Here is an 18,877-nt window from a genome sequence, read left to right on the forward strand (position 1 = left end):
ACGGCCGAAACAATTTTTTTCAGCGCTTGATATAATTTATAACGGATTACGTCCTCGATACACTTCATACATCAATAATCCCGCAGCAACTCCCGCATTTAAACTTTGTACATGTCCAGTCATCGGGATCGTCAATAGCTCGTCTACTTCTTTATGCAATCCCTGACTCATCCCACGACCTTCATTGCCAATGATCAATGCAATCGCTCCTTGAGTATTCCACTGGCGGTAGTCCATGCCTTTCATATCTGTGCCAAAAATCCAAAAATCATGCTCTTTTAAAGTTGCGATACTTTGCGCTAAATTCGTCACACGAGCAACTGGAATATATTCTACAGCGCCTGTTGATGCTTTGGTCACGACTGGCGTGATACCGACTGCCCGATGTTTCGGGATGATAATCCCATCCACTCCTGTTGCATCAGCTGTTCTTAAAATAGAGCCGAAATTATGCGGATCTTCCAAACTATCCAAAATCAAGAAAAATGGCGTCTCTGTCTTTTCTTTCGTCTTTGTTATCAAATCATCCAGCGTCAAATATTCATAGGCTGTGATCGCTAATACGATCCCCTGATGCACACCATGATCTGTCAATGTATCTAATTTTTGTTTAGGTACCCATTTTACTGGTACTGCATGTTCTTTTGCCAGTATTTTAAGCTGCTCGACTTTTTCACCTTTGCTGTCTTCTTGAAGGAACAATTTGTTGCCGCGTCCTTGCTGAATCGCTTCGATCGTCGCATGGTTTCCGAAAACAAAATTATCTTCAACGGCTTCTTCAGTTGGTTTACGGTCTTTTTTGACGGCTTCTTTTTTAAATGACGGCTTTCTTTTTTGTTTGCTGTCTTTGAATGAACGTTTTTTATCATTACGCATCTTTTTCACCTACTTTTTTGATACACCAGTCGATCAATTCTTCCAAGCGTTCTGTTTGTTTTGTTAAATGAAGATACCCCATCAATGACTCAAAGCCTGTAGCTATACGATATGTTGTGATATCTGCATTTTTTGCTGAGGTATGGCTTTTAGCATTACGCCCTCGTTTATACATTGTTTCTTCTGTTTCATTCAAAAGCTTTTCTTCCAGCATCGCCTGAATCAAAAAAGCCTGTGCTTTAGCTGATACATAATGTGTCGCCATCCGGTGCAGCGTATTGGGTTTTGTTTGGCCTTGCTCTACTAAATAATCTCGAATGTAGATTTCATAGATTGCATCGCCTACATAAGCCAGCGCTAAACCATTCAATTGTGTATAATCTCTCATTCACTTCTTCTCCATCTAGTCCCCTGGGCAGTATCTTCCAAGGTTATTCCTTTATCCTTCAGTAAATCACGAATCTCATCACTGCGGGCAAAATCACGGTTCTTACGTGCCTGATTCCGTTCTTCGATCAATTGATCGATATCGTCATCCAGCAGTTCATTTGAGAGGAAATAAATCCCAAAAATACTCAGCCATTGTGTAAACTGATCTAGCGCCTTCTCTGTAACTATTTCTGATACAGTTTCTTGTTCGCTATATTGGTTCAGCCATTTTGAGAGCTCATAAACCACAGTGATCCCATTTGCTGCATTGAAATCGTCATCCATCTCTGTTGTAAAACGAATTTCCAGCTCAGCCAATTCCTGTAAGCGACGTTCGTCTTCGTCTAATCGCGGAGCTGCATTTTCTTTTCTGAAGGACAAATTCTCAAATGCATTTTTCAGTTTCTGAAGGTTGACACCAGCTTCTTTGATCGTTGCCTCACTGTAGCGGATCGGACGGCGATATTGTGTCGTCGCCATAAAGAAACGCAGGATTTGCGGATCGATCTGTTTTGCTAGTTCATGCACTGTTACAAAATTTCCCAGCGACTTACTCATTTTTTCATCATCTTCGCCAATTGTTACATAGCCATTATGCATCCAATAATTAGCAAATGTCTGCCCTGTTTTTGCTTCACTTTGAGCAATTTCATTTTCATGGTGAGGAAATTCTAAATCTTGACCACCGCCATGGATATCAATTGTATCACCTAAATGCTTCGTTGCCATTACAGAACACTCGATATGCCAACCAGGGCGTCCTGCTCCCCATGGTGAATCCCAAGAAATCTCGCCTTCTTTAGCACCTTTCCATAAAGCAAAATCCAATGGATCTTCTTTTAATTCTTGTTCTACTCCTGTACGCTGACTGGCTCCGACTTCAAGTTCATCGATCGATTGGTGGCTAAGTTTTCCATAACCATCAAATTTACGTGTTCGATAATAAACATCGCCCTTTGATTCATACGCATACCCTTTGTCGATCAACGCTTGGATAAACATCAGGATATCCGGCATATGATCCATCACCCGAGGATGGCTAGTTGCTGGCTGCACATTTAACACTTGTGTATCTTCTTCAAATGCCTGAATAAACCGATCTGCCACTTCCGGCGCTGTTATTCCTAATTCATTCGCCGCACGAATGATCTTATCATCGACATCGGTAAAATTGGAAACATAGTTCACTTCATAGCCACGGTATTCTAAATAACGTCTAATCGTGTCGAATGCGATCGTACTTCGGGCATTGCCAATGTGGATATAATTATAAACTGTTGGTCCGCAGACATACATCCGGACTTTGCCTTCTTCTATTGGTTGAAAGGTTTCTTTTTCCCTGGTTAATGTATTATAAATTTGAATCATCGTTCTCCTCCATTCTCTTTCCTTTGATCCTAACGACTTTCGCCGGTACTCCTACTGCAGTCGCATCATCAGGGATGTCAGTCAATACAACCGCTGCTGCACCGATTTTTGCCCGTTCCCCGATTGTGACAGGCCCCAGAATCTGTGCATGTGCGTGGATCATTGCCCCTTTTTTGACTGTCGGATGACGCTTCCCTGTATCTTTTCCTGTACCACCTAAGGTAACGCCATGAAACAATACAACATCTTCCTCAATTTCCGCTGTTTGACCGATCACAATACCCATACCATGATCAATAAAAACTCCTGATGCAATCCTTGCTCCCGGATGAATCTCTATCCCCGTTAAAAAACGCCAAAACTGTGCGTGGATTTTTGCCAGCAAATACAGCCGATGCCGATAAAGAAAATGTGAAAAACGATGCCAAAACAATGCATGCAGCCCTGGATAGGTAAGCAATGCTTCCAATGTTGAACGTGCTGCAGGATCATTTTTTTTGATTGCTTCAACCGCTTTTTTTAACCAACCCATAACTTTTACTCCTTTCCTTGATTTTCATACTATCTATTTTATTATTTAAGTTTTTTTATAATCAATTGATTTAGATATAATCATTGAGTTATGCTATAAATAATCTTTTAATTCAGGGGGTTCTTATGAGCAAATCAATTATTTCTAACTTTCGTTTATTGATTATTCTACTGGTTATTTTGATAGTAAACACGTTCACTTCACTTGTTGTCTTTCGTTTAGCTATTTATTACTTTTCTGATAACCTGTTTTTTGTTACATGGGTTAACATTAGTTTAATTTTGGATCTTCTACAACTATTATTACTAATAAAACCTTGTATTTTTCATGGAAAATTAACTATAACACGTAATAACTATACTAAATCAGAACTGATATCTGCATCAAAAATAAAAAACTACTCCTTTTTATTTATCACTCTCTTAATTCAACTATTGCCTGCAATTTATATTATTGCAGACAAAGATGATGCACCCGGTCTGATCCTTATCTTTTCTCTTTCAGGAATTCTCATGGCAATATTAGCTACTTTAAACAAAAAAGCGTCTTTTAAACGAAAATCATTCGTTTAAAAGACGCTTTTGCGTGGTTCCACTTTTTTTCGCAGGTCTCCCTGCCTCAAAACAGATAACGGTTGTTGGCCGTTTTCAGCTACTTGTCGCTGAAACTATTCAAAGATGCATTTCAAAAAGAGCTGACAACTGTTCTCACCATCCACAGTCTCTCTAAAGACACGCGCTTTTTTACTTCTTCTTCTCAATATATTTTGATTATAAAACTTTGTTTAAGTGGTCTAACGCTTTTTCTTTTCCTAAAAGCTCAATTGTATCTCCTAGTTCAGGACCGTGCATTTGGCCTGAAACTGCTACACGAATCGGCATGAATAAATTTTTACCTTTGACACCTGTTTCTTTTTGAACAGCTTTGATACCAGCTTTAATATTCTCAACATTTACAACATCCATTGCTTCCAGTTGCGCTTTGAATGCTGCTAGTACTGTCGGTACTGTTTCTCCTGCCAAGACTTCTTTAGCGGCTTCATCTAATACTGGATGCTCATTGAAGAATAAGTTTGATACTTCAACGATTTCAGCAGCATAACTCATTTGTGGCTGGTATAGACTAACAACTTTTTTCAGCCATTCAATTTTTTCTGCACTTGGATCGGCTTCAATACGTCCATCTGCTACTAAATAAGGAATACACATAGCTGTAAGTGTATCAAGATCCAATTGTTTCATGTATTGGTTATTGACCCATTCAAGTTTCTTACCATCAAAAGCAGCTGGTGATTTACTTAAACGTTCTGGATCGAAAATTTTGATCAATTCTTCTTGTGAGAAGATCTCATCTTCGCCAACAGGTGACCAGCCTAATAATGCAGTAAAGTTGAACATTGCTTCTGGTAAGTAGCCAAGCTCACGATACTGTTCAATAAATTGTAAAATCGATTCATCACGTTTGCTCAATTTTTTACCTGTTTCAGAATTGATGATCAATGTCATATGTCCAAATTCAGGAGCTGTCCACCCAAAGGCTTCATAAACCATTAATTGTTTTGGTGTATTCGCGATATGGTCATCTCCGCGTAAAACATGTGTGATTTTCATCATATGATCATCAACAGCTACAGCAAAATTGTACGTCGGCATGCCATCGCGTTTTTGAATAACGAAATCGCCGCCGATATTATCTGATTCAAAAACAATTTCACCTTTGACCATATCGTTAAATGTATAAGACGTATTTCTTGGTACACGGAAACGAATAACTGGTGTAAGTCCTTGCGCTTCTTTTTCCGCTTGCTCAGAAGGTGTTAGGTCTGCACATTTACCAGAGTAATGAGGCATTTCCCCACGGGCACGTTGCGCTTCTCTTTCCGCTTCTAATTCTTCTTCTGTACAGTAGCATTTATACGCACGATTGCTGACTAATAATTGATCGATCAACGGTTGATAAATTTCGCCGCGTTCTGATTGGCGGTATGGTCCGTACTCACCAGGTTTTTCGGGAGACTCATCCCAATCCATCCCTAGCCACGCCAAGTTTTCTAATTGGCTTTTTTCGCCGTCTTCAATATTTCTTTTTTGATCAGTATCTTCAATACGGATGATAAAATCGCCATCATTGTGACGAGCAAATAAATAATTGAATAGTGCTGTTCTTGCATTTCCGATGTGTAAATGTCCCGTTGGACTTGGTGCGTAGCGTACACGTACTTTTGACATTGTGCATTCCTCTTTCTATTTTTCAAGTAAAGCGACCGCGATCGCTCCCATACCTTCTTCATGACCAATAAAGCCCATTTTTTCCATTGTTGTTGCTTTTAAATTGATTTGATTTGTTTCAATCTGGCAGGCAGCAACAATATTTTCTTTCATTTTATCTAAATGTGGCTTCATTTTTGGTTGTTCAGCTAAAATTGTACAATCAATATTGCCAATAGTAAAGCCAGTAGCTAAAACTTTTTGATTTGCCTCTCGCAGCAGCTTGATCGAATCCGCATCTTTAAACTCTGGATCTGTATCTGGAAATAAATGACCAATATCTCCTAAGCCAGCAGCACCTAAGATCGCATCCGTTATTGCATGTAATAAAACGTCTGCATCAGAGTGTCCTAATAAGCCTTTTTCAAATGGCAGTTCGACACCGCCGATAATCAATTTGCGTCCTTCTACTAATTGATGGACATCAAATCCCTGTCCAATTCGTATCATTTTTTTCACCTAACTTCTTTTTCTTTTCACGATAGCTTCACCGATCAACATATCTTCTGGTGTAGTAAGCTTAATGTTTTCATAGCTTCCCAATACCATAGAAACAGGCAGGCTACTATATTTTTCGATCAACGAAGCATCATCCGTCCCTAAATATTGCTCTTTTTCCGCTTGTTCATGAACGGCCACTAAATCAGTCCCATAAAAAGCCTGTGGTGTCTGTATTTGCCATAATGTTTCACGTGGAACCGTTTCTTGAACAAATCCATCAACAACACGCTTGATCGTATCTTTAACTGGAACACCTAAAATTGCAGCTCTGGTTTCAACAACCTTGCGATGGAGTGCTTTTAACTGTGCCAAAGTAACAAAGGGTCTAGCGCCATCATGGACCATCACGATATTCTCTGGGTCGATCAACATCTTTAGTCCGTTATGGACGCTGTACTGACGCTCACAACCGCCTGGTACGATCGTTACAGGACAATGTTTTTTCTTGGTTTCTTTTTTGACCATAGCCGTTAATAAATCCTGCTCATCTTCTTGCGTCACTAAAATAATGTGCTTACAAGCTGGATCATTTAAAAAAGTTTCTAACGAATAGGAAATGACAGGCTTGCCGATTAGATGCAGTAAAATTTTATTACGACTTGCTCCCATTCTCTTACCTTGCCCTGCCGCCAATAAAATGACTTCGTAATCCAGCGTTTTGTCTCTCGATTTAGCTCTTTTCATGGGCTTTGTTTTCTTCTCTACTATCATCGATTCCTCTGCCGGAATGTGCTGGTTTTGCGAAAATCATCCGACCGGCAGCCGTTTGCAATGCACTTGTTACAACTACTTGGATATGTTCATTCATATAATGCTGTCCATCTTCCACGACTACCATTGTACCGTCATCTAAATACGCAACGCCTTGTTGGCGCTCTGTTCCGGCTTTTACGACCATAACATTCATCGTCTCACCTGGAATTACCACTGGTTTGACTGCATTAGCTAAGGCATTGATGTTCAAAACAGGGACATTTTGAAATTCAGAGACTTTATTCAAGTTATAATCATTCGTTACAACAACACCATCTAATAGTTTTGCCAATTTGATCAGCTTACTATCGACCTCAGAAATATCTTCAAAATCACCATCGTACATTTCAACAGAAATGCCATCTTCTTTTTGTAAAGCATTTAAAATATCCAGTCCACGACGTCCGCGCACGCGTTTCAAGCTATCACCAGAATCGGCAATATACTGCAATTCATATAAAACAAAGTTAGGAATCAAAATAACCCCTTCTAAAAAGCCTGTTTTAGCAATATCGTAAATTCTACCGTCAATAATGACACTTGTATCCAAAATCTTATACTTATGGAAACGATCTTCCACTTTGCGCTCTAAAACTTCCCCATCATTTTCATTCTGCAGTTTCTTTTGTTTCGGAGTAAAAATCTTGCGCCATTCATCGATCCGCGTAGTTCCCATCCGAAAACCAAGATATCCAAAAATGATCATGACTAAGATCGGCAGCACGCTATTCACAAAAGGAATATTTAAATTGTACATCGGAATCGAGATGATCGCTCCAATGATCAGTCCGATGATCACACCGACACTACCAAATAAAAGATAAGTCAAGCTCAATTCATTCAATGCTGCTTCTATTTTTTTGACACCTGATACAATATACTTCGCTAACCCTAACGATAAAATAAAGAAAATAAGTGCACCAATCAAACTGTTAGTAAAGTTATTGTTCAGCCATGTATTATCCGCTTGCTGCGCCATTTCCCAAGCCATCGGTAATAACGAAATACCCAGACTTGCGCCAACGACGATCATCAGCAGCGTGACGACACGTTTTTGCATAGATCCATCCTCCAATATAGTCTTATTTAAAGAATACAGGCAGCCTCCGTCTAAATAGATAAACCGAGCGCTACCTTATACTCTATTGAAATACTTTTCTTAATGTTTCACCGATCGTAGCCACACCGACGATTTCGATGCCTTCAGGCGGTGTCCAGCCGCCTAAATTATTTTTTGGTAAATAGATTTTAGTAAAGCCCAGCTTTTGCGCCTCACGCACACGCTGTTCAATACTATTTACACGACGAATTTCACCTGTCAAACCAATTTCACCAATAAAACACTCTGTCGGCTTTGTGCCATTTTCTTTATAACTTGAAGCAATACTGACGGCAACAGCTAAATCGATCGCTGGTTCATTGATTTTCACACCGCCGGCAGCTTTCAAATACGCATCTTGATTTTGTAATAATAGTCCTGCCCGCTTTTCCAAAACAGCCATGATCAATGACACTCGATTGAAATCTAACCCTGTCGTCGTTCGTTTGGCATTTCCAAACATCGTTGGAGTAACTAGCGCTTGAACTTCAACTAAGATCGGTCGTGTTCCTTCCATCGCTACGACGATCGCAGAGCCTGTCGCATCAGCTAAACGCTCTTCCAAGAAAACCTGGGAAGGATTGGCGACCTCTTCCAGCCCGTGTTCTCTCATCTCAAATATTCCGATTTCGTTTGTAGAACCGAAACGATTTTTAACGGCTCTTAAAATTCTAAATGTATGATGCTTATCTCCTTCGAAATACAAGACCGTATCAACCATATGCTCCAACATTCGAGGACCGGCAATCGAACCTTCTTTCGTCACGTGACCTACGATAAAAATAGCGATACCGTTGGTTTTTGCTAGCTTTAAAAGTTCTGCTGTCGTTTCTCTCACTTGACTGACACTGCCGGCGACACTGGTCACATCCGGCTGTGTCATCGTCTGAATAGAATCAATGATCACATAATCTGGTTCTAATTTTTCAATTGCTCTTGAAATTTCATTCATATCAGTTTCTGCATATAAATAAAACTCTGTATCAATCGCACTTAAACGCTCTGCCCGCATTTTGATCTGCTCAGCACTCTCTTCTCCAGAGACATACAGCACTTTCCCGCCGCTTTCAGCGAGTTGCTGAGAAACCTGTAGAAGTAACGTGGATTTACCGATTCCCGGATCGCCGCCAATCAAAACTAATGACCCTGGAACAACTCCGCCGCCTAACACACGATTCAACTCCATCAATTTCGTTTTGACTCTCGGTTCTTTTTTAGGAACGACCTCAGCTAATCGCTGCGGCTGTGTCTTTTTACCTGTCAAGCTTACTCGAGCTCTGCGGTCTGTTGTATCCTGAATGACTTCTTCCGTCATTGTATTCCATTGTCCGCAGTTCGGACAACGTCCTAAATATTTTGGGGAGATATATCCGCAAGTTTGACATTCAAATTGAACTTTTGCTTTTTTTGCCATCTGTCTATCTCCTCGTTTGTTCTATTCCTTTATTTTATCATACAATAGGTACCTTATACTAAGACTAGCCACCAAAAAGTTGATCGAAAAAGGAGTACTCATGATTGTTATATATCCACTGATCTAATTTTTACCGGAAGAACCAAATCCGCCAGTTCTTTCTTTGTCTACATTATCGATATCCGCCAATAGAAATGGTTTAAATATTCCTTGTCCGATCCGTTCACCTTTTTCGATCACCATATCTTCATAGCCAAAATTAATAAACTGGAACATGATATGTCCTTCATTACCTTCATTATTATAATAATCGCGGTCGATCACACCAACACCATTGGCCAGCATCAAAAAGCGTTTCAGCGGATTAGAGGAACGACTCACTAACTCTAAATACTCATCTTCTGCCATGTAAGCTTTGATCCCAGTTTTCACCAAAACAGGTTTTGGAGCAGTTCCTTGTGCTTGTAACTTCCAAATGCTTGGTACTACTACTTGTTCTGCTGCTTCAAAATCATAGCCAGCAGCGCCTTTTGTTGCACGCTCCGGAAGTGATATCCCTTGATCTTTATAGCTAGAAATAATTTCAAATCCTCGTTGTTTCATTAAAAAGCTCCTCTACTTGTAAACTATTTTTATTTTACCATATTCCCCATGCACCTAGGCTAGTTTTATAACATCTTTAATATTCTCACATGCTTTTTTACTGTTTTCACATCATTCAAGATGATTTTGTTCTATTTTTGTACCTGAATTGTCTTTGATTACAATAAATCCAATGCTCAAAAAGAACAGCATGAGACCGATCAAGCTAATGACATGCACTGTTTCAACAAGATGAACAGCAGCCAAACTTGCCGTGCGATGTCCCGTGATTTGCAGTACTGTTTTTACTGGCAGCTCCTCTTGTCTAGCCAATATCCACATCAAACTCATCATCAACAGTTGATGTGTCACACTTCCTTTCGTTTGTGTACTGTATTTTGTGATGATCCGCTGATCTTGAGGCAGCATTTCATCTTGATAATAATTTCGATTCAAAAATGCACCTGTTGCATTGATCGTACAACTCAACAGAAAAATCCCTACTGGAAATAGCGTTGAAGATAAAAGAAACATCAACGACACTATATAGCTGCCTAAATGAACGATTTTTGGATCGACTGTAGAAAACAGACGGTACAAAAGTTTGATAAAAGCAGCTGCACCAATGATACCCAAAACATAGGGCAAATATAAATTTACTAATAAGCCGTTTGCTCCTAAGCGTAAAGCTACGTAAAGCGTCCCAAATAGCATCAAGAAATTCATACACATTCCATTAGCAAACGTCAACAGATTCAGCCATAACGGTAGTTTCCAAGCCTTTCTTTGACGATTCAAGTACCATGCGGCAATCGCGAACAACACTGAAAAACCAATGATCCCAATATCTAAAAGCTGAGAATCAAAAAGTAAGCGTGCTGAGCGAATGAATAACAATAGAATAAAAAAGCTGATGAATAAAAAGAACTCTTTGACTGAAATGACTTGTTGGTCCACCTCATTAAAATCAATTTCATAATCAGGATAATGTCTCACTGCATAATAAGCAGATGCATAAAGTAAAACATACTCACCTAGAACTAAAGAAGTCCGCCATTCTTTAGTCAGCGTCAATGAAGCAACGATACCGCCTAAAATCAATAAAATAAACACATATTTCCGAGCGATCGGTGTCGAATGCCCTTGATACTTCTCATGATAATTGACTGTTGTATTAGCGGCTGGAAGCCAAGAAGCACTAAGCCCAATCAGTACAGCTGCCAGCAAATAAGCCGGGAAATAAATCTGTCCTAGAACACCAATGAAACAGCCTATCCCACCAATTAAAATAGAAATGATCAAAACATTAAAACTCGTCAGTGCCAACTTAAAGCTTTTCAATAGAAAAATTCCTGTCATCCGAAATGTATAAAATAGGACAAAGGGCAATGCCTTCTCCCACGTTAGTCCATCATTCAAATTCAAAAATAGAAAATAAGGGATAATAATAAGTGTATTTGCTAAAATAAATGGCGCTACTTGTACAGCACTAAGCGCGATTTCTTTTAATTTCGTCATGTTGCGTTCTCCTTTAAAACTGTTTGTATGTAGGTAGTCTACCACGTTCATCAGAAAAGTAAAATCAATGACGGAGCAAATTTACTCAGCTACTGATAGATACGTAAAAATAGAAGGTTTTCATTTTACTTTGACAGAAATTTTGGCTTTTTTTACTCCTTTTGAAAATATTTGTGAAAAAAATATCGAAACTTACTTTTTAATCTTTTTTTAATTTAAGCTTTCTGTTATAATGGTTTTCACATTTACTATACATAATAGTGAATGAAAGAGCATATTAAAGGAGAGATAGATGTATGAAAACTGTTTATAATTTTTCAGCTGGTCCCGCCGTTCTACCAAAAAGTGTTTTGGAAAAAGCCCAATCCGAATTGGTGAACTATGAAAACAGCGGCATGTCCGTAATGGAGTTGAGTCATCGTTCCTCCCTTTTTGAAGCCATTATTGAAGATGCTGAAACTTTACTCAGAGAATTGATGAATATTCCTGATAATTATAAAGTACTATTCTTGCAAGGTGGTGCTAGTACACAATTTACGATGGTTCCTTTAAACCTTGCGCAAAACAAGAAGGCCTTGTACGTCAATACAGGATCTTGGGCGAAAAAAGCGATCAGCGAGGCTAAGAAGATCGACAATGTAGCCGTTGAAGTGATCGCTTCTAGTGAAGACCAAAATTTCACTTATATCCCTGAAATCCGTAGAGAAGATATCCCGCAAGATGCTGCTTATGTGCACATCACAACGAATAATACGATTGAAGGAACAACGATTTATGATTTACCAGATACTGGTGATGTTCCTCTTGTTGCCGACATGTCATCAAATATTTTATCTATCGATTACAATGTAGCTGATTTTGGCTTGATTTACGCTGGTGCACAAAAAAATATTGGTCCAGCTGGTCTGACAGTTGTGATCGTTCGTGAAGATCTGATCGGTCAGGCAGATGTCTTAAGCGCTATGTTAGATTATGATATTCATGCGAAAAATGGTTCTATGTACAATACACCGCCAACCTATAGTATTTATATGGCAAAACTAGTCTTCGAATGGATCAAAGCACAAGGCGGAGTTAGCGAAATGGAGAAACAAAATAAGGAAAAAGCCGCACTTTTATATGACGAGATCGAGGCATCTAGCCTATTTTCTTCTCCAGTTGTTAAAAAGGACCGCTCGATCAATAACATCCCATTTGTGACTGGAGACGAAGTTCTTGATAAAAAGTTCAATCAAGAAGCTTTGACATCTGGATTTGAAAACCTCAAAGGACATCGTTCTGTCGGCGGTATGCGCGCTAGTCTTTATAACGCATTTCCCAAAGCAGGTGTTGAGGCCCTAGTTACATTCATGAAAAAATTTGAAGCAGAAAATGGAGGAACGAACTAAATGTATGATATTAAAACATTCAATGCCATTGCTCCAGTTGGGCTAGCCCGTTTTGATGAGCAAAACTTTACGATAAATCAAACTGAAACTCCTGCTGGTATCATCCTGCGTAGTCAAAAACTTCATGATTATGACTTTCCAGACTCTGTGCTAGCAGTTGCTCGAGCAGGTGCAGGCACTAACAACGTCCCTGTTAAACAATGTACAGAAGACGGAATCGTTGTCTTTAACACACCTGGCGCCAATGCTAATGCGGTAAAAGAGTTGGTCATCGCCTGCTTATTATTATCTGTCCGCCCGATCCTAAAAGGGGCAAACTGGGTCCAAACCTTAACAGGAGCAGATGCTGAAGAACAAGCGGAGGCTCAAAAAAAGCAATTTGCTGGAACTGAGCTTGAAGGGAAAAAATTAGGTGTGATCGGGTTAGGTGCCATTGGTGCCATGGTCGCTAATGACGCTTATCGTTTGGGGATGGAAGTAACAGGCTTTGATCCTTTCGTTTCTGTTGATACCGCGTGGAGTATTTCTCGACGAGTCAAACGAGCGCAAAGTATGGAAGAAGTATTAAAAACCTGTGATTTTATTACTATTCATGTTCCGTTATCAGAAAATACCCATCATTTGATTGGCAAAGAACAATTGAAGCAAATGAAAAAGACAGCCGTTCTTTTAAACTTTGCTCGTGGTGAGTTAGTTGAAACAGCTGCGGTTCTTGATGCTATCGATCAAGGAGAAATCAGTAATTTTGTCACTGATTTCGCAGACGAACGTTTATTGAACAACGAAAACATTTTAGTTTTACCTCACTTAGGCGCTTCAACAGAAGAAGCAGAAGTTAATTGTGCTAAAATGGCGGCGCGAACATTGAAGAAATTTTTGGAAACAGGCAACATCAAACGTTCTGTCAACTTCCCAACGGTAGAAATGAGCTTCAATTCACCTTATCGTTTAACGATCATTCATAGAAATGTGCCAAATATGCTTGGTCAAATTTCAACCAGCATCGCTACATTAGATATCAATATCGACAATATGATCAATCGCAGCCGTGATGATTATGCATACACCATTCTTGATATTGCTGAAACAGATGAAGAAAAAATTGCAGCCACGGCCGCAAAAATCCAGTCATCAGAAAACATCATTCGTGTCAGAACTATCAAAAATACTGAGGCGGTGAGTTATTAATGGTCATGATCCATCCATTCAAAGGGATTCGTCCTTCGGAAAAATTTAGCGCGCAAATCGCTACGCTGCCTTATGATGTTCTAAGCTCTCAAGAGGCAAGAGAACTGGGAAAAAACAATCCCTATTCTTATCTACACATTGATAAAGCTGAAATCGATTTGCCTGAAAGTTTGTCTCCTTATGATGATCAAGTCTATGCAAAAGCTGCCGACAACTTACAAGCCTTTTTACAAAAACAATGGCTTATACAAGATGATCAGCCACTCTTCTATCTTTATGAATTAACCATGAATGGTCGAGCACAAACAGGGCTTGTCGCTTCTACAGCAATCGCTGATTACACCGATGGAAAAATCAAAAAACATGAATTTACACGACCAGAAAAAGAGGTCGATCGCATCCGTCATATCGAAGCTTGTGATGCAAACACCAGCCCGATTTTTCTAACCTATCGCCGTAATCAAACGATTCAAGAATTGATGGACTTCTGGAAAAAAACACAAACACCAGTCTATGATTTTACTGGCTTCCACGATGTTATTCATCGAGTATGGCTGATCAATGATACCCATGTGATCGAGCAACTAGAAACAGCATTTGCTCAAGAAGTTCCTGCATTATATATTGCTGATGGTCACCATCGGACAGAGTCCGCAGTCAAAGTAGGACAAAAGAAAAAAGAAACACAACCTAACGCACCTGAAACAGCAGAGTTCAACTATTTTTTATCAGTGATTTTTCCAAAAGAAGAACTCGAGATTCTAGACTACAATCGAATTTTGAACGTTCCTATCGAAGCTGATTTCTTTACGCGTTTAGAAAAGATATTCACTGTAGAAAAAGTTGAAACAGGTAAACCTGAGCAACCAAAAACATTTGGCATGTATATAGCTGGACAATGGTATCAATTAACAGCTAAAAACAGCATCTTGTCAGACGATCCAGTAGATGGATTAGATGTTTCTCTACTTCAAAATCACGTATTCGCCGATATTTTCGGGATTCAGGACATCCGAACAGATAAACGAATCGATTTTGTTGGAGGCATTCGCGGAATGAAGGAATTGGAACAAGCGGTAGATAGTGGTGAATGGACAGTTGCTTTTTCAGTTTATCCGACAACGATGGATGACTTGCTGACTGTGGCAGATGTTGGAAAAATCATGCCGCCAAAATCAACTTGGTTTGAACCAAAATTATTAAGCGGATTATTTGTTCATGATTTAGAGACAAAATGAGCAGAAAGCTGTAAAATAGAATTAATTTAGATGTTGAGACAAGACGAACTGTTTTGTCTCTTCATTAGTATCTATGTGAGGTCAATCATGCGAAAACAATTAAAAGAAGCAAAACGAATCGTGATCAAAGTCGGAACAAGTACCTTGATCTATCCGAATGGAAATATCAATTTAAGTGCCATCGACCAACTGGCGTTTACCTTGACTGATTTACAGAATCAAGGGAAAGAAATCATCTTGGTTTCCTCTGGTGCCATCGGGGTCGGCTTAAATAAATTAAATATGGACAAGCGTCCTCCAACCATCCCAGAACAACAAGCGGTGGCTGCTGTAGGACAGGCTGAGCTGATGAACATTTACAACCAACGTTTTTTAACGTATAGTCAGCAAATTGCTCAATTATTATTGACACGAGATGTCATTGAATTTCCAGAAAGCCGTCAAAATGTGATCAATACGATGGAACAATTGCTTAAAATGAACATCATTCCGGTCATCAACGAAAATGACACTGTAGCAATCGATGAACTAGATCATTTAACTAAATTCGGAGATAATGACCAGCTTTCAGCTATCGTAGCACAACTCATTCAAGCAGATGCCCTGATCATGTTATCAGATATCGATGGTTTCTTTTCTGACAATCCAAATACAAACAAAGAAGCCACACTTTTTTCAGAGATCAACGAAATCAACGAGGAACTTCTAGAATTGGCAGGCGGTAAAGGCAGCCGTTTTGGTACCGGAGGCATGTACAGTAAATTGAAAGCTGCTGAACGAATCCTTGAACACAATGGTGCGATGATTTTAGCAAATGGCAAACAGCCCAAAATAATTTTTGATATTTTAGACGGCGAAATGATCGGCACACTATTTATTTAGTTTGAAAGGAGATTGCTTTATGACTGACCTAAATATATTAGGAAAACAAGCAAAAGAAACAGCTTATCAGCTCAGCTTGATGGACACAAAAGTAAAAAATGAATTATTGCTGCATATGGCGGATGAACTAGAAAAAAATACTGACATCATTTTGACTGAAAATCAAAAAGATTTACTTCAAGCCAAAGATAACGGTATCACCGATACCATGTTGGATCGCTTACGTTTGACTAGTGATCGGATCAAAGAAATGGCAGAAGGCATTCGCCAAGTTGCCACTTTACCTGACCCGATCGGAGAAGTCGAGAAAATGTGGAAAAATGAAGATGGCCTGATAATCGGAAAGCAACGGGTTCCCTTGGGCGTTATCGGAATCATCTATGAATCTCGGCCAAATGTCACAACAGATGCTGCCAGTCTATGCTTTAAAACGGGTAATGCCGTTATTTTGCGTGGAGGTAAAGAAGCGTTCCACTCAAATAAAATTCTAGTCGAAGTATTACAACATGCGCTAAAACAAAAAAATGCTTCTCCTTTTGCGATCCAATTTGTTGATGATACTTCTCGTGAGACAGCACAGCAATTGATGAAGTTAAATGACTATCTTGACGTGTTGATTCCTCGCGGCGGTGCCAACCTGATCAAAACTGTCTTAACAACAGCTACTGTTCCCGTGATCGAAACTGGTACAGGGAACTGCCATGTTTATATCGACAAAGATGCGCAACTAAAAATGGCAACAGATATCATCGTCAATGCCAAATGTCAGCGCCCTTCTGTTTGTAATGCTGCAGAAACGTTGTTGATCCATCAGGATATCGCTGCTGAATTTTTACCAGTGATCGAAAAAGCGCTAGCTGAATATGAGGTTGAACTACGTGCGGATGAACGAGCAGGAGAGATTTTTTCCCGTTCCATCCCTGCAACGGAAGCCGATTGGGAAACAGAGTTCAATGACTACATCTTAGCTGTCAAAGTCGTAGATTCTTTAGAAGAAGCCATCCAGCATATCAATCATTACAATACAAAACATTCTGAAAGTATTGTTAGTGATAATTATTTTGCGACACAGCAATTTTTGAAGCAAGTGGATGCTGCTGCAGTCTACGCAAATGCCTCAACTCGTTTTACAGATGGCTTTGTTTTCGGCTTTGGTGCAGAAATCGGGATCAGCACTCAAAAGCTACACGCTAGAGGACCAATGGGCTTAGCTGAGTTGACCTCTACTAAATATATCGTTTATGGCGATGGTCAATATCGCAAGTAAGGATTTACGCATATCTGAGTAAGAAAAGAGTGCCAGACAAACCTAAACATCTATTTTGTTTTGCACTCTAATTCCGAATAAATGGTGAGAAAAAAGCAACTACTACGCTTCGGTCACATCAGCTAACACATAAAATTTCAAGTGATGATCACTACGTTTGGAAGGCTTCTTATTTCTCGAATCTAAACGATTTTGTCTCAACCTCTTATTTAACAAATGATCAAGGAGGATTTTTTCATGAAACGAGATGGACATACGCATACTGAATTTTGCCCTCATGGCAATGTCGAGGACACAGAACTGTTGATTCGCAAAGCTATCCAATTGGGATTCAAAGAATATAGCATCACTGAACATGCTCCTTTGCCTCCAAGCGTACAGGAAAAAGCATCTGGAGATCCTTTAGTGTGGACAACTGCTTCAATGGCTCTTAACGATGTGGATAACTATTTTAAGAAGATGAATTTATTGAAGAAAAAATATGCCTCTGATATTCTTATCCACATTGGTTTTGAACTAGATTATTTTTCTGATTATCAGGACTGGACAAAGGATTTTTTAACAGAGTATGGTCCCCTAACAGATGACGGTGTTTTATCTGTTCACTTTCTTGAAGGCAAGAGTGGGCTGCGCGGAATCGACTATTCTTTCGAAGAATATAGAGATGGTATTGTAGAACACTCGGGCAGCTTTGAACAGGCGCAAACTCTTTATTATCAAACAGTTTTAGCCTCCTTAGAAGCAGATTTAGGACAATGGAAGCCTACGCGTTTAGGACATATCTCTCTATGCCAAAAATTCCAAAATTTCTTTGATGAAGCAACGGACTATTCTTTAGAAAACCAAGCACTTGTCCACACCCTTTTGACCCGAGTGAAGCAAGAAAATTACAGCCTTGATTTAAACACTGCGGGATTTTATAAACAAGGTTATCAACAGAGTTATCCACAGGTGTGGATAATTAAAAAAGCCCTTGAACTAGGTATTCCTTTGGTTTACGGATCTGATACCCATGCTTTAACAGATATAGGTCGTAGTTATTCCGATGTGGAAAACTTTCTTTAAAAAGTAAACAGCATTTTCTGTTTCCATACAGAAAATGCTGTTTTTAATTTGATTAGATAGCATGTGCACTATCATAATGTTCTTGAATTTCTTCAGGTAATTGATCCGGCAGCATTGTTGCTATACGCATTTCATCTCCATCTTCAATAGCTATATCATAATACCAGCATTTGTATTTAAGCATATCTAATACTTTTTCTAATTTTTCTATTTCATTTTCAACTACTACACGCTGCTTCTCAAACAGCTCTTTCCGTTGGGCATACGTTTGACTGCCTTGAGTACTCCAATCCATGAATTTTTTGATATCTTTTATTTCTAAACCTGATTTTTTTAAGCATTCAATGACCCTTAATGCTTCTATTTCATTTTCTGAAAACCGCCTTGCACCAGACACTCTTTGCATATTAGGGAATAGACCTTCTTTATCATAGTATCGTAACGTCGATATTGGTAAATGAAACATTTCTGACACCTGTCCGATCGTAAACATCATTTTTCCTCCTTTTT

At 39.3% G+C, this 18,877-nt stretch carries 19 protein-coding genes and 1 other annotated feature; of the genes, 7 read left to right on the forward strand and 12 right to left on the reverse strand.

Translation table 11 applies throughout. The annotated features are described in order from the left end of the window. Window positions 1–36: 36 nt before the first annotated feature. Genes rlmB through epsC form a run of 4 tightly spaced genes read right to left on the reverse strand, consistent with a single transcriptional unit; the run spans window position 37 to window position 3,205 of the window. Complete coding sequence (gene rlmB, locus IGI58_RS07085) at window positions 37–885, reverse strand: 23S rRNA (guanosine(2251)-2'-O)-methyltransferase RlmB (protein WP_429953980.1); 849 nt, start codon at window positions 883–885, stop codon at window positions 37–39. Next, window positions 869–1,264, reverse strand: a complete 396-nt coding sequence (locus IGI58_RS07090; protein WP_429953979.1) for a Mini-ribonuclease 3 — start codon at window positions 1,262–1,264, stop codon at window positions 869–871. Before IGI58_RS07090 ends, rlmB begins: the two co-directional genes overlap by 17 nt. Continuing rightward, window positions 1,261–2,673 (reverse strand): cysteine--tRNA ligase, encoded by a 1,413-nt coding sequence (gene cysS / locus IGI58_RS07095; RefSeq protein ID WP_429953978.1) that lies wholly within the window; start codon window positions 2,671–2,673, stop codon window positions 1,261–1,263. The genes IGI58_RS07090 and cysS overlap by 4 nt, the downstream gene beginning before the upstream one ends. Next, window positions 2,657–3,205, reverse strand: a complete 549-nt coding sequence (gene epsC, locus IGI58_RS07100) for a serine O-acetyltransferase EpsC (RefSeq protein WP_087641703.1) — start codon at window positions 3,203–3,205, stop codon at window positions 2,657–2,659. Before epsC ends, cysS begins: the two co-directional genes overlap by 17 nt. A gap of 125 nt (window positions 3,206–3,330) precedes the next feature. Between epsC and IGI58_RS07105 the strand changes: the two genes are divergently transcribed. Continuing rightward, window positions 3,331–3,777 (forward strand): hypothetical protein, encoded by a 447-nt coding sequence (locus tag IGI58_RS07105; RefSeq protein ID WP_429953977.1) that lies wholly within the window; start codon window positions 3,331–3,333, stop codon window positions 3,775–3,777. After that, window positions 3,774–3,974, reverse strand: a binding site (T-box leader). (Overlaps the previous gene by 4 nt.) A 1-nt stretch (window position 3,975) precedes the next feature. Here IGI58_RS07105 and gltX read toward each other — a convergent pair. From gltX to IGI58_RS07140, 7 genes are all read right to left on the reverse strand, one after another. After that, the gene (gene gltX / locus IGI58_RS07110; protein WP_225535032.1) at window positions 3,976–5,433 is read right to left on the reverse strand and encodes a glutamate--tRNA ligase; all 1,458 of its coding nucleotides are present in this window, start codon (window positions 5,431–5,433) and stop codon (window positions 3,976–3,978) included. 15 nt (window positions 5,434–5,448) lie between these two features. After that, the gene (ispF, locus tag IGI58_RS07115) at window positions 5,449–5,922 is read right to left on the reverse strand and encodes a 2-C-methyl-D-erythritol 2,4-cyclodiphosphate synthase (RefSeq protein WP_429953976.1); all 474 of its coding nucleotides are present in this window, start codon (window positions 5,920–5,922) and stop codon (window positions 5,449–5,451) included. 9 nt (window positions 5,923–5,931) lie between these two features. After that, window positions 5,932–6,657, reverse strand: coding sequence for a 2-C-methyl-D-erythritol 4-phosphate cytidylyltransferase (ispD, locus tag IGI58_RS07120; RefSeq protein WP_429953975.1), 726 nt, complete (start codon window positions 6,655–6,657; stop codon window positions 5,932–5,934). After that, window positions 6,644–7,786 carry a PIN/TRAM domain-containing protein gene (locus tag IGI58_RS07125; RefSeq protein ID WP_087641700.1) on the reverse strand — a complete coding sequence of 381 codons (1,143 nt, stop codon included), beginning with the start codon at window positions 7,784–7,786 and terminating at the stop codon, window positions 6,644–6,646. Before IGI58_RS07125 ends, ispD begins: the two co-directional genes overlap by 14 nt. 82 nt (window positions 7,787–7,868) lie before the next feature. Beyond that, window positions 7,869–9,239: a DNA repair protein RadA gene (radA, locus tag IGI58_RS07130; protein WP_087641699.1), complete on the reverse strand. Its 1,371-nt coding sequence runs from the start codon at window positions 9,237–9,239 to the stop codon at window positions 7,869–7,871. A 123-nt stretch (window positions 9,240–9,362) separates the two neighbouring features. Then, window positions 9,363–9,842, reverse strand: a complete 480-nt coding sequence (locus IGI58_RS07135; RefSeq protein ID WP_087641698.1) for a dUTP diphosphatase — start codon at window positions 9,840–9,842, stop codon at window positions 9,363–9,365. Between the two features lie 111 nt (window positions 9,843–9,953). Then, a complete protein-coding gene (locus IGI58_RS07140; RefSeq protein ID WP_429953974.1) occupies window positions 9,954–11,339 on the reverse strand; it encodes a hypothetical protein in 1,386 nt (461 codons plus the stop codon). Between the two features lie 296 nt (window positions 11,340–11,635). On the opposite strand from IGI58_RS07140, the gene serC reads away from it, so the two are divergent. The 6 genes from serC to hisJ all read left to right on the forward strand — a co-directional run bounded on the left by serC (window position 11,636) and on the right by hisJ (window position 18,367). Next, window positions 11,636–12,727, forward strand: coding sequence for a 3-phosphoserine/phosphohydroxythreonine transaminase (gene serC, locus IGI58_RS07145; protein ID WP_429953973.1), 1,092 nt, complete (start codon window positions 11,636–11,638; stop codon window positions 12,725–12,727). Then, complete coding sequence (locus IGI58_RS07150) at window positions 12,728–13,915, forward strand: phosphoglycerate dehydrogenase (protein ID WP_429953972.1); 1,188 nt, start codon at window positions 12,728–12,730, stop codon at window positions 13,913–13,915. It abuts the gene before it with no gap. Beyond that, window positions 13,915–15,153 (forward strand): DUF1015 domain-containing protein, encoded by a 1,239-nt coding sequence (locus IGI58_RS07155; RefSeq protein WP_429953971.1) that lies wholly within the window; start codon window positions 13,915–13,917, stop codon window positions 15,151–15,153. Before IGI58_RS07150 ends, IGI58_RS07155 begins: the two co-directional genes overlap by 1 nt. Before the next feature lie 87 nt (window positions 15,154–15,240). Beyond that, the gene (proB, locus tag IGI58_RS07160; protein WP_225535039.1) at window positions 15,241–16,035 is read left to right on the forward strand and encodes a glutamate 5-kinase; all 795 of its coding nucleotides are present in this window, start codon (window positions 15,241–15,243) and stop codon (window positions 16,033–16,035) included. Window positions 16,036–16,054: 19 nt separating this feature from the next. Next, on the forward strand, window positions 16,055–17,302 hold the full coding sequence (locus IGI58_RS07165) for a glutamate-5-semialdehyde dehydrogenase (RefSeq protein ID WP_429953970.1): 1,248 nt from the start codon (window positions 16,055–16,057) through the stop codon (window positions 17,300–17,302). A 237-nt stretch (window positions 17,303–17,539) separates the two neighbouring features. Continuing rightward, on the forward strand, window positions 17,540–18,367 hold the full coding sequence (hisJ, locus tag IGI58_RS07170; protein WP_429953969.1) for a histidinol-phosphatase HisJ: 828 nt from the start codon (window positions 17,540–17,542) through the stop codon (window positions 18,365–18,367). Between the two features lie 52 nt (window positions 18,368–18,419). On the opposite strand, the gene IGI58_RS07175 is transcribed toward hisJ, so the two are convergent. Further along, the gene (locus IGI58_RS07175; protein WP_225535042.1) at window positions 18,420–18,860 is read right to left on the reverse strand and encodes a MerR family transcriptional regulator; all 441 of its coding nucleotides are present in this window, start codon (window positions 18,858–18,860) and stop codon (window positions 18,420–18,422) included. Window positions 18,861–18,877 lie beyond the last annotated feature (17 nt).

Source organism: Enterococcus sp. AZ020 (assembly GCF_050499205.1).
Lineage (GTDB): Bacteria > Bacillota > Bacilli > Lactobacillales > Enterococcaceae > Enterococcus_L > Enterococcus_L dunnyi.

Coding starts and splice junctions, on each gene's coding strand:
- IGI58_RS07090 (WP_429953979.1), bottom strand. CDS start 1,264: ATGAGAGATTATACACAATTGAATGGTTTAGCGCTGGCTTATGTAGGC.
- cysS (WP_429953978.1), bottom strand. CDS start 2,673: ATGATTCAAATTTATAATACATTAACCAGGGAAAAAGAAACCTTTCAA.
- epsC (WP_087641703.1), bottom strand. CDS start 3,205: ATGGGTTGGTTAAAAAAAGCGGTTGAAGCAATCAAAAAAAATGATCCT.
- IGI58_RS07105 (WP_429953977.1), top strand. CDS start 3,331: ATGAGCAAATCAATTATTTCTAACTTTCGTTTATTGATTATTCTACTG.
- gltX (WP_225535032.1), bottom strand. CDS start 5,433: ATGTCAAAAGTACGTGTACGCTACGCACCAAGTCCAACGGGACATTTA.
- ispF (WP_429953976.1), bottom strand. CDS start 5,922: ATGATACGAATTGGACAGGGATTTGATGTCCATCAATTAGTAGAAGGA.
- ispD (WP_429953975.1), bottom strand. CDS start 6,657: ATGAAAAGAGCTAAATCGAGAGACAAAACGCTGGATTACGAAGTCATT.
- IGI58_RS07125 (WP_087641700.1), bottom strand. CDS start 7,786: ATGCAAAAACGTGTCGTCACGCTGCTGATGATCGTCGTTGGCGCAAGT.
- radA (WP_087641699.1), bottom strand. CDS start 9,239: ATGGCAAAAAAAGCAAAAGTTCAATTTGAATGTCAAACTTGCGGATAT.
- IGI58_RS07135 (WP_087641698.1), bottom strand. CDS start 9,842: ATGAAACAACGAGGATTTGAAATTATTTCTAGCTATAAAGATCAAGGG.
- IGI58_RS07140 (WP_429953974.1), bottom strand. CDS start 11,339: ATGACGAAATTAAAAGAAATCGCGCTTAGTGCTGTACAAGTAGCGCCA.
- serC (WP_429953973.1), top strand. CDS start 11,636: ATGAAAACTGTTTATAATTTTTCAGCTGGTCCCGCCGTTCTACCAAAA.
- IGI58_RS07150 (WP_429953972.1), top strand. CDS start 12,728: ATGTATGATATTAAAACATTCAATGCCATTGCTCCAGTTGGGCTAGCC.
- IGI58_RS07155 (WP_429953971.1), top strand. CDS start 13,915: ATGGTCATGATCCATCCATTCAAAGGGATTCGTCCTTCGGAAAAATTT.
- proB (WP_225535039.1), top strand. CDS start 15,241: ATGCGAAAACAATTAAAAGAAGCAAAACGAATCGTGATCAAAGTCGGA.
- IGI58_RS07165 (WP_429953970.1), top strand. CDS start 16,055: ATGACTGACCTAAATATATTAGGAAAACAAGCAAAAGAAACAGCTTAT.
- hisJ (WP_429953969.1), top strand. CDS start 17,540: ATGAAACGAGATGGACATACGCATACTGAATTTTGCCCTCATGGCAAT.
- IGI58_RS07175 (WP_225535042.1), bottom strand. CDS start 18,860: ATGTTTACGATCGGACAGGTGTCAGAAATGTTTCATTTACCAATATCG.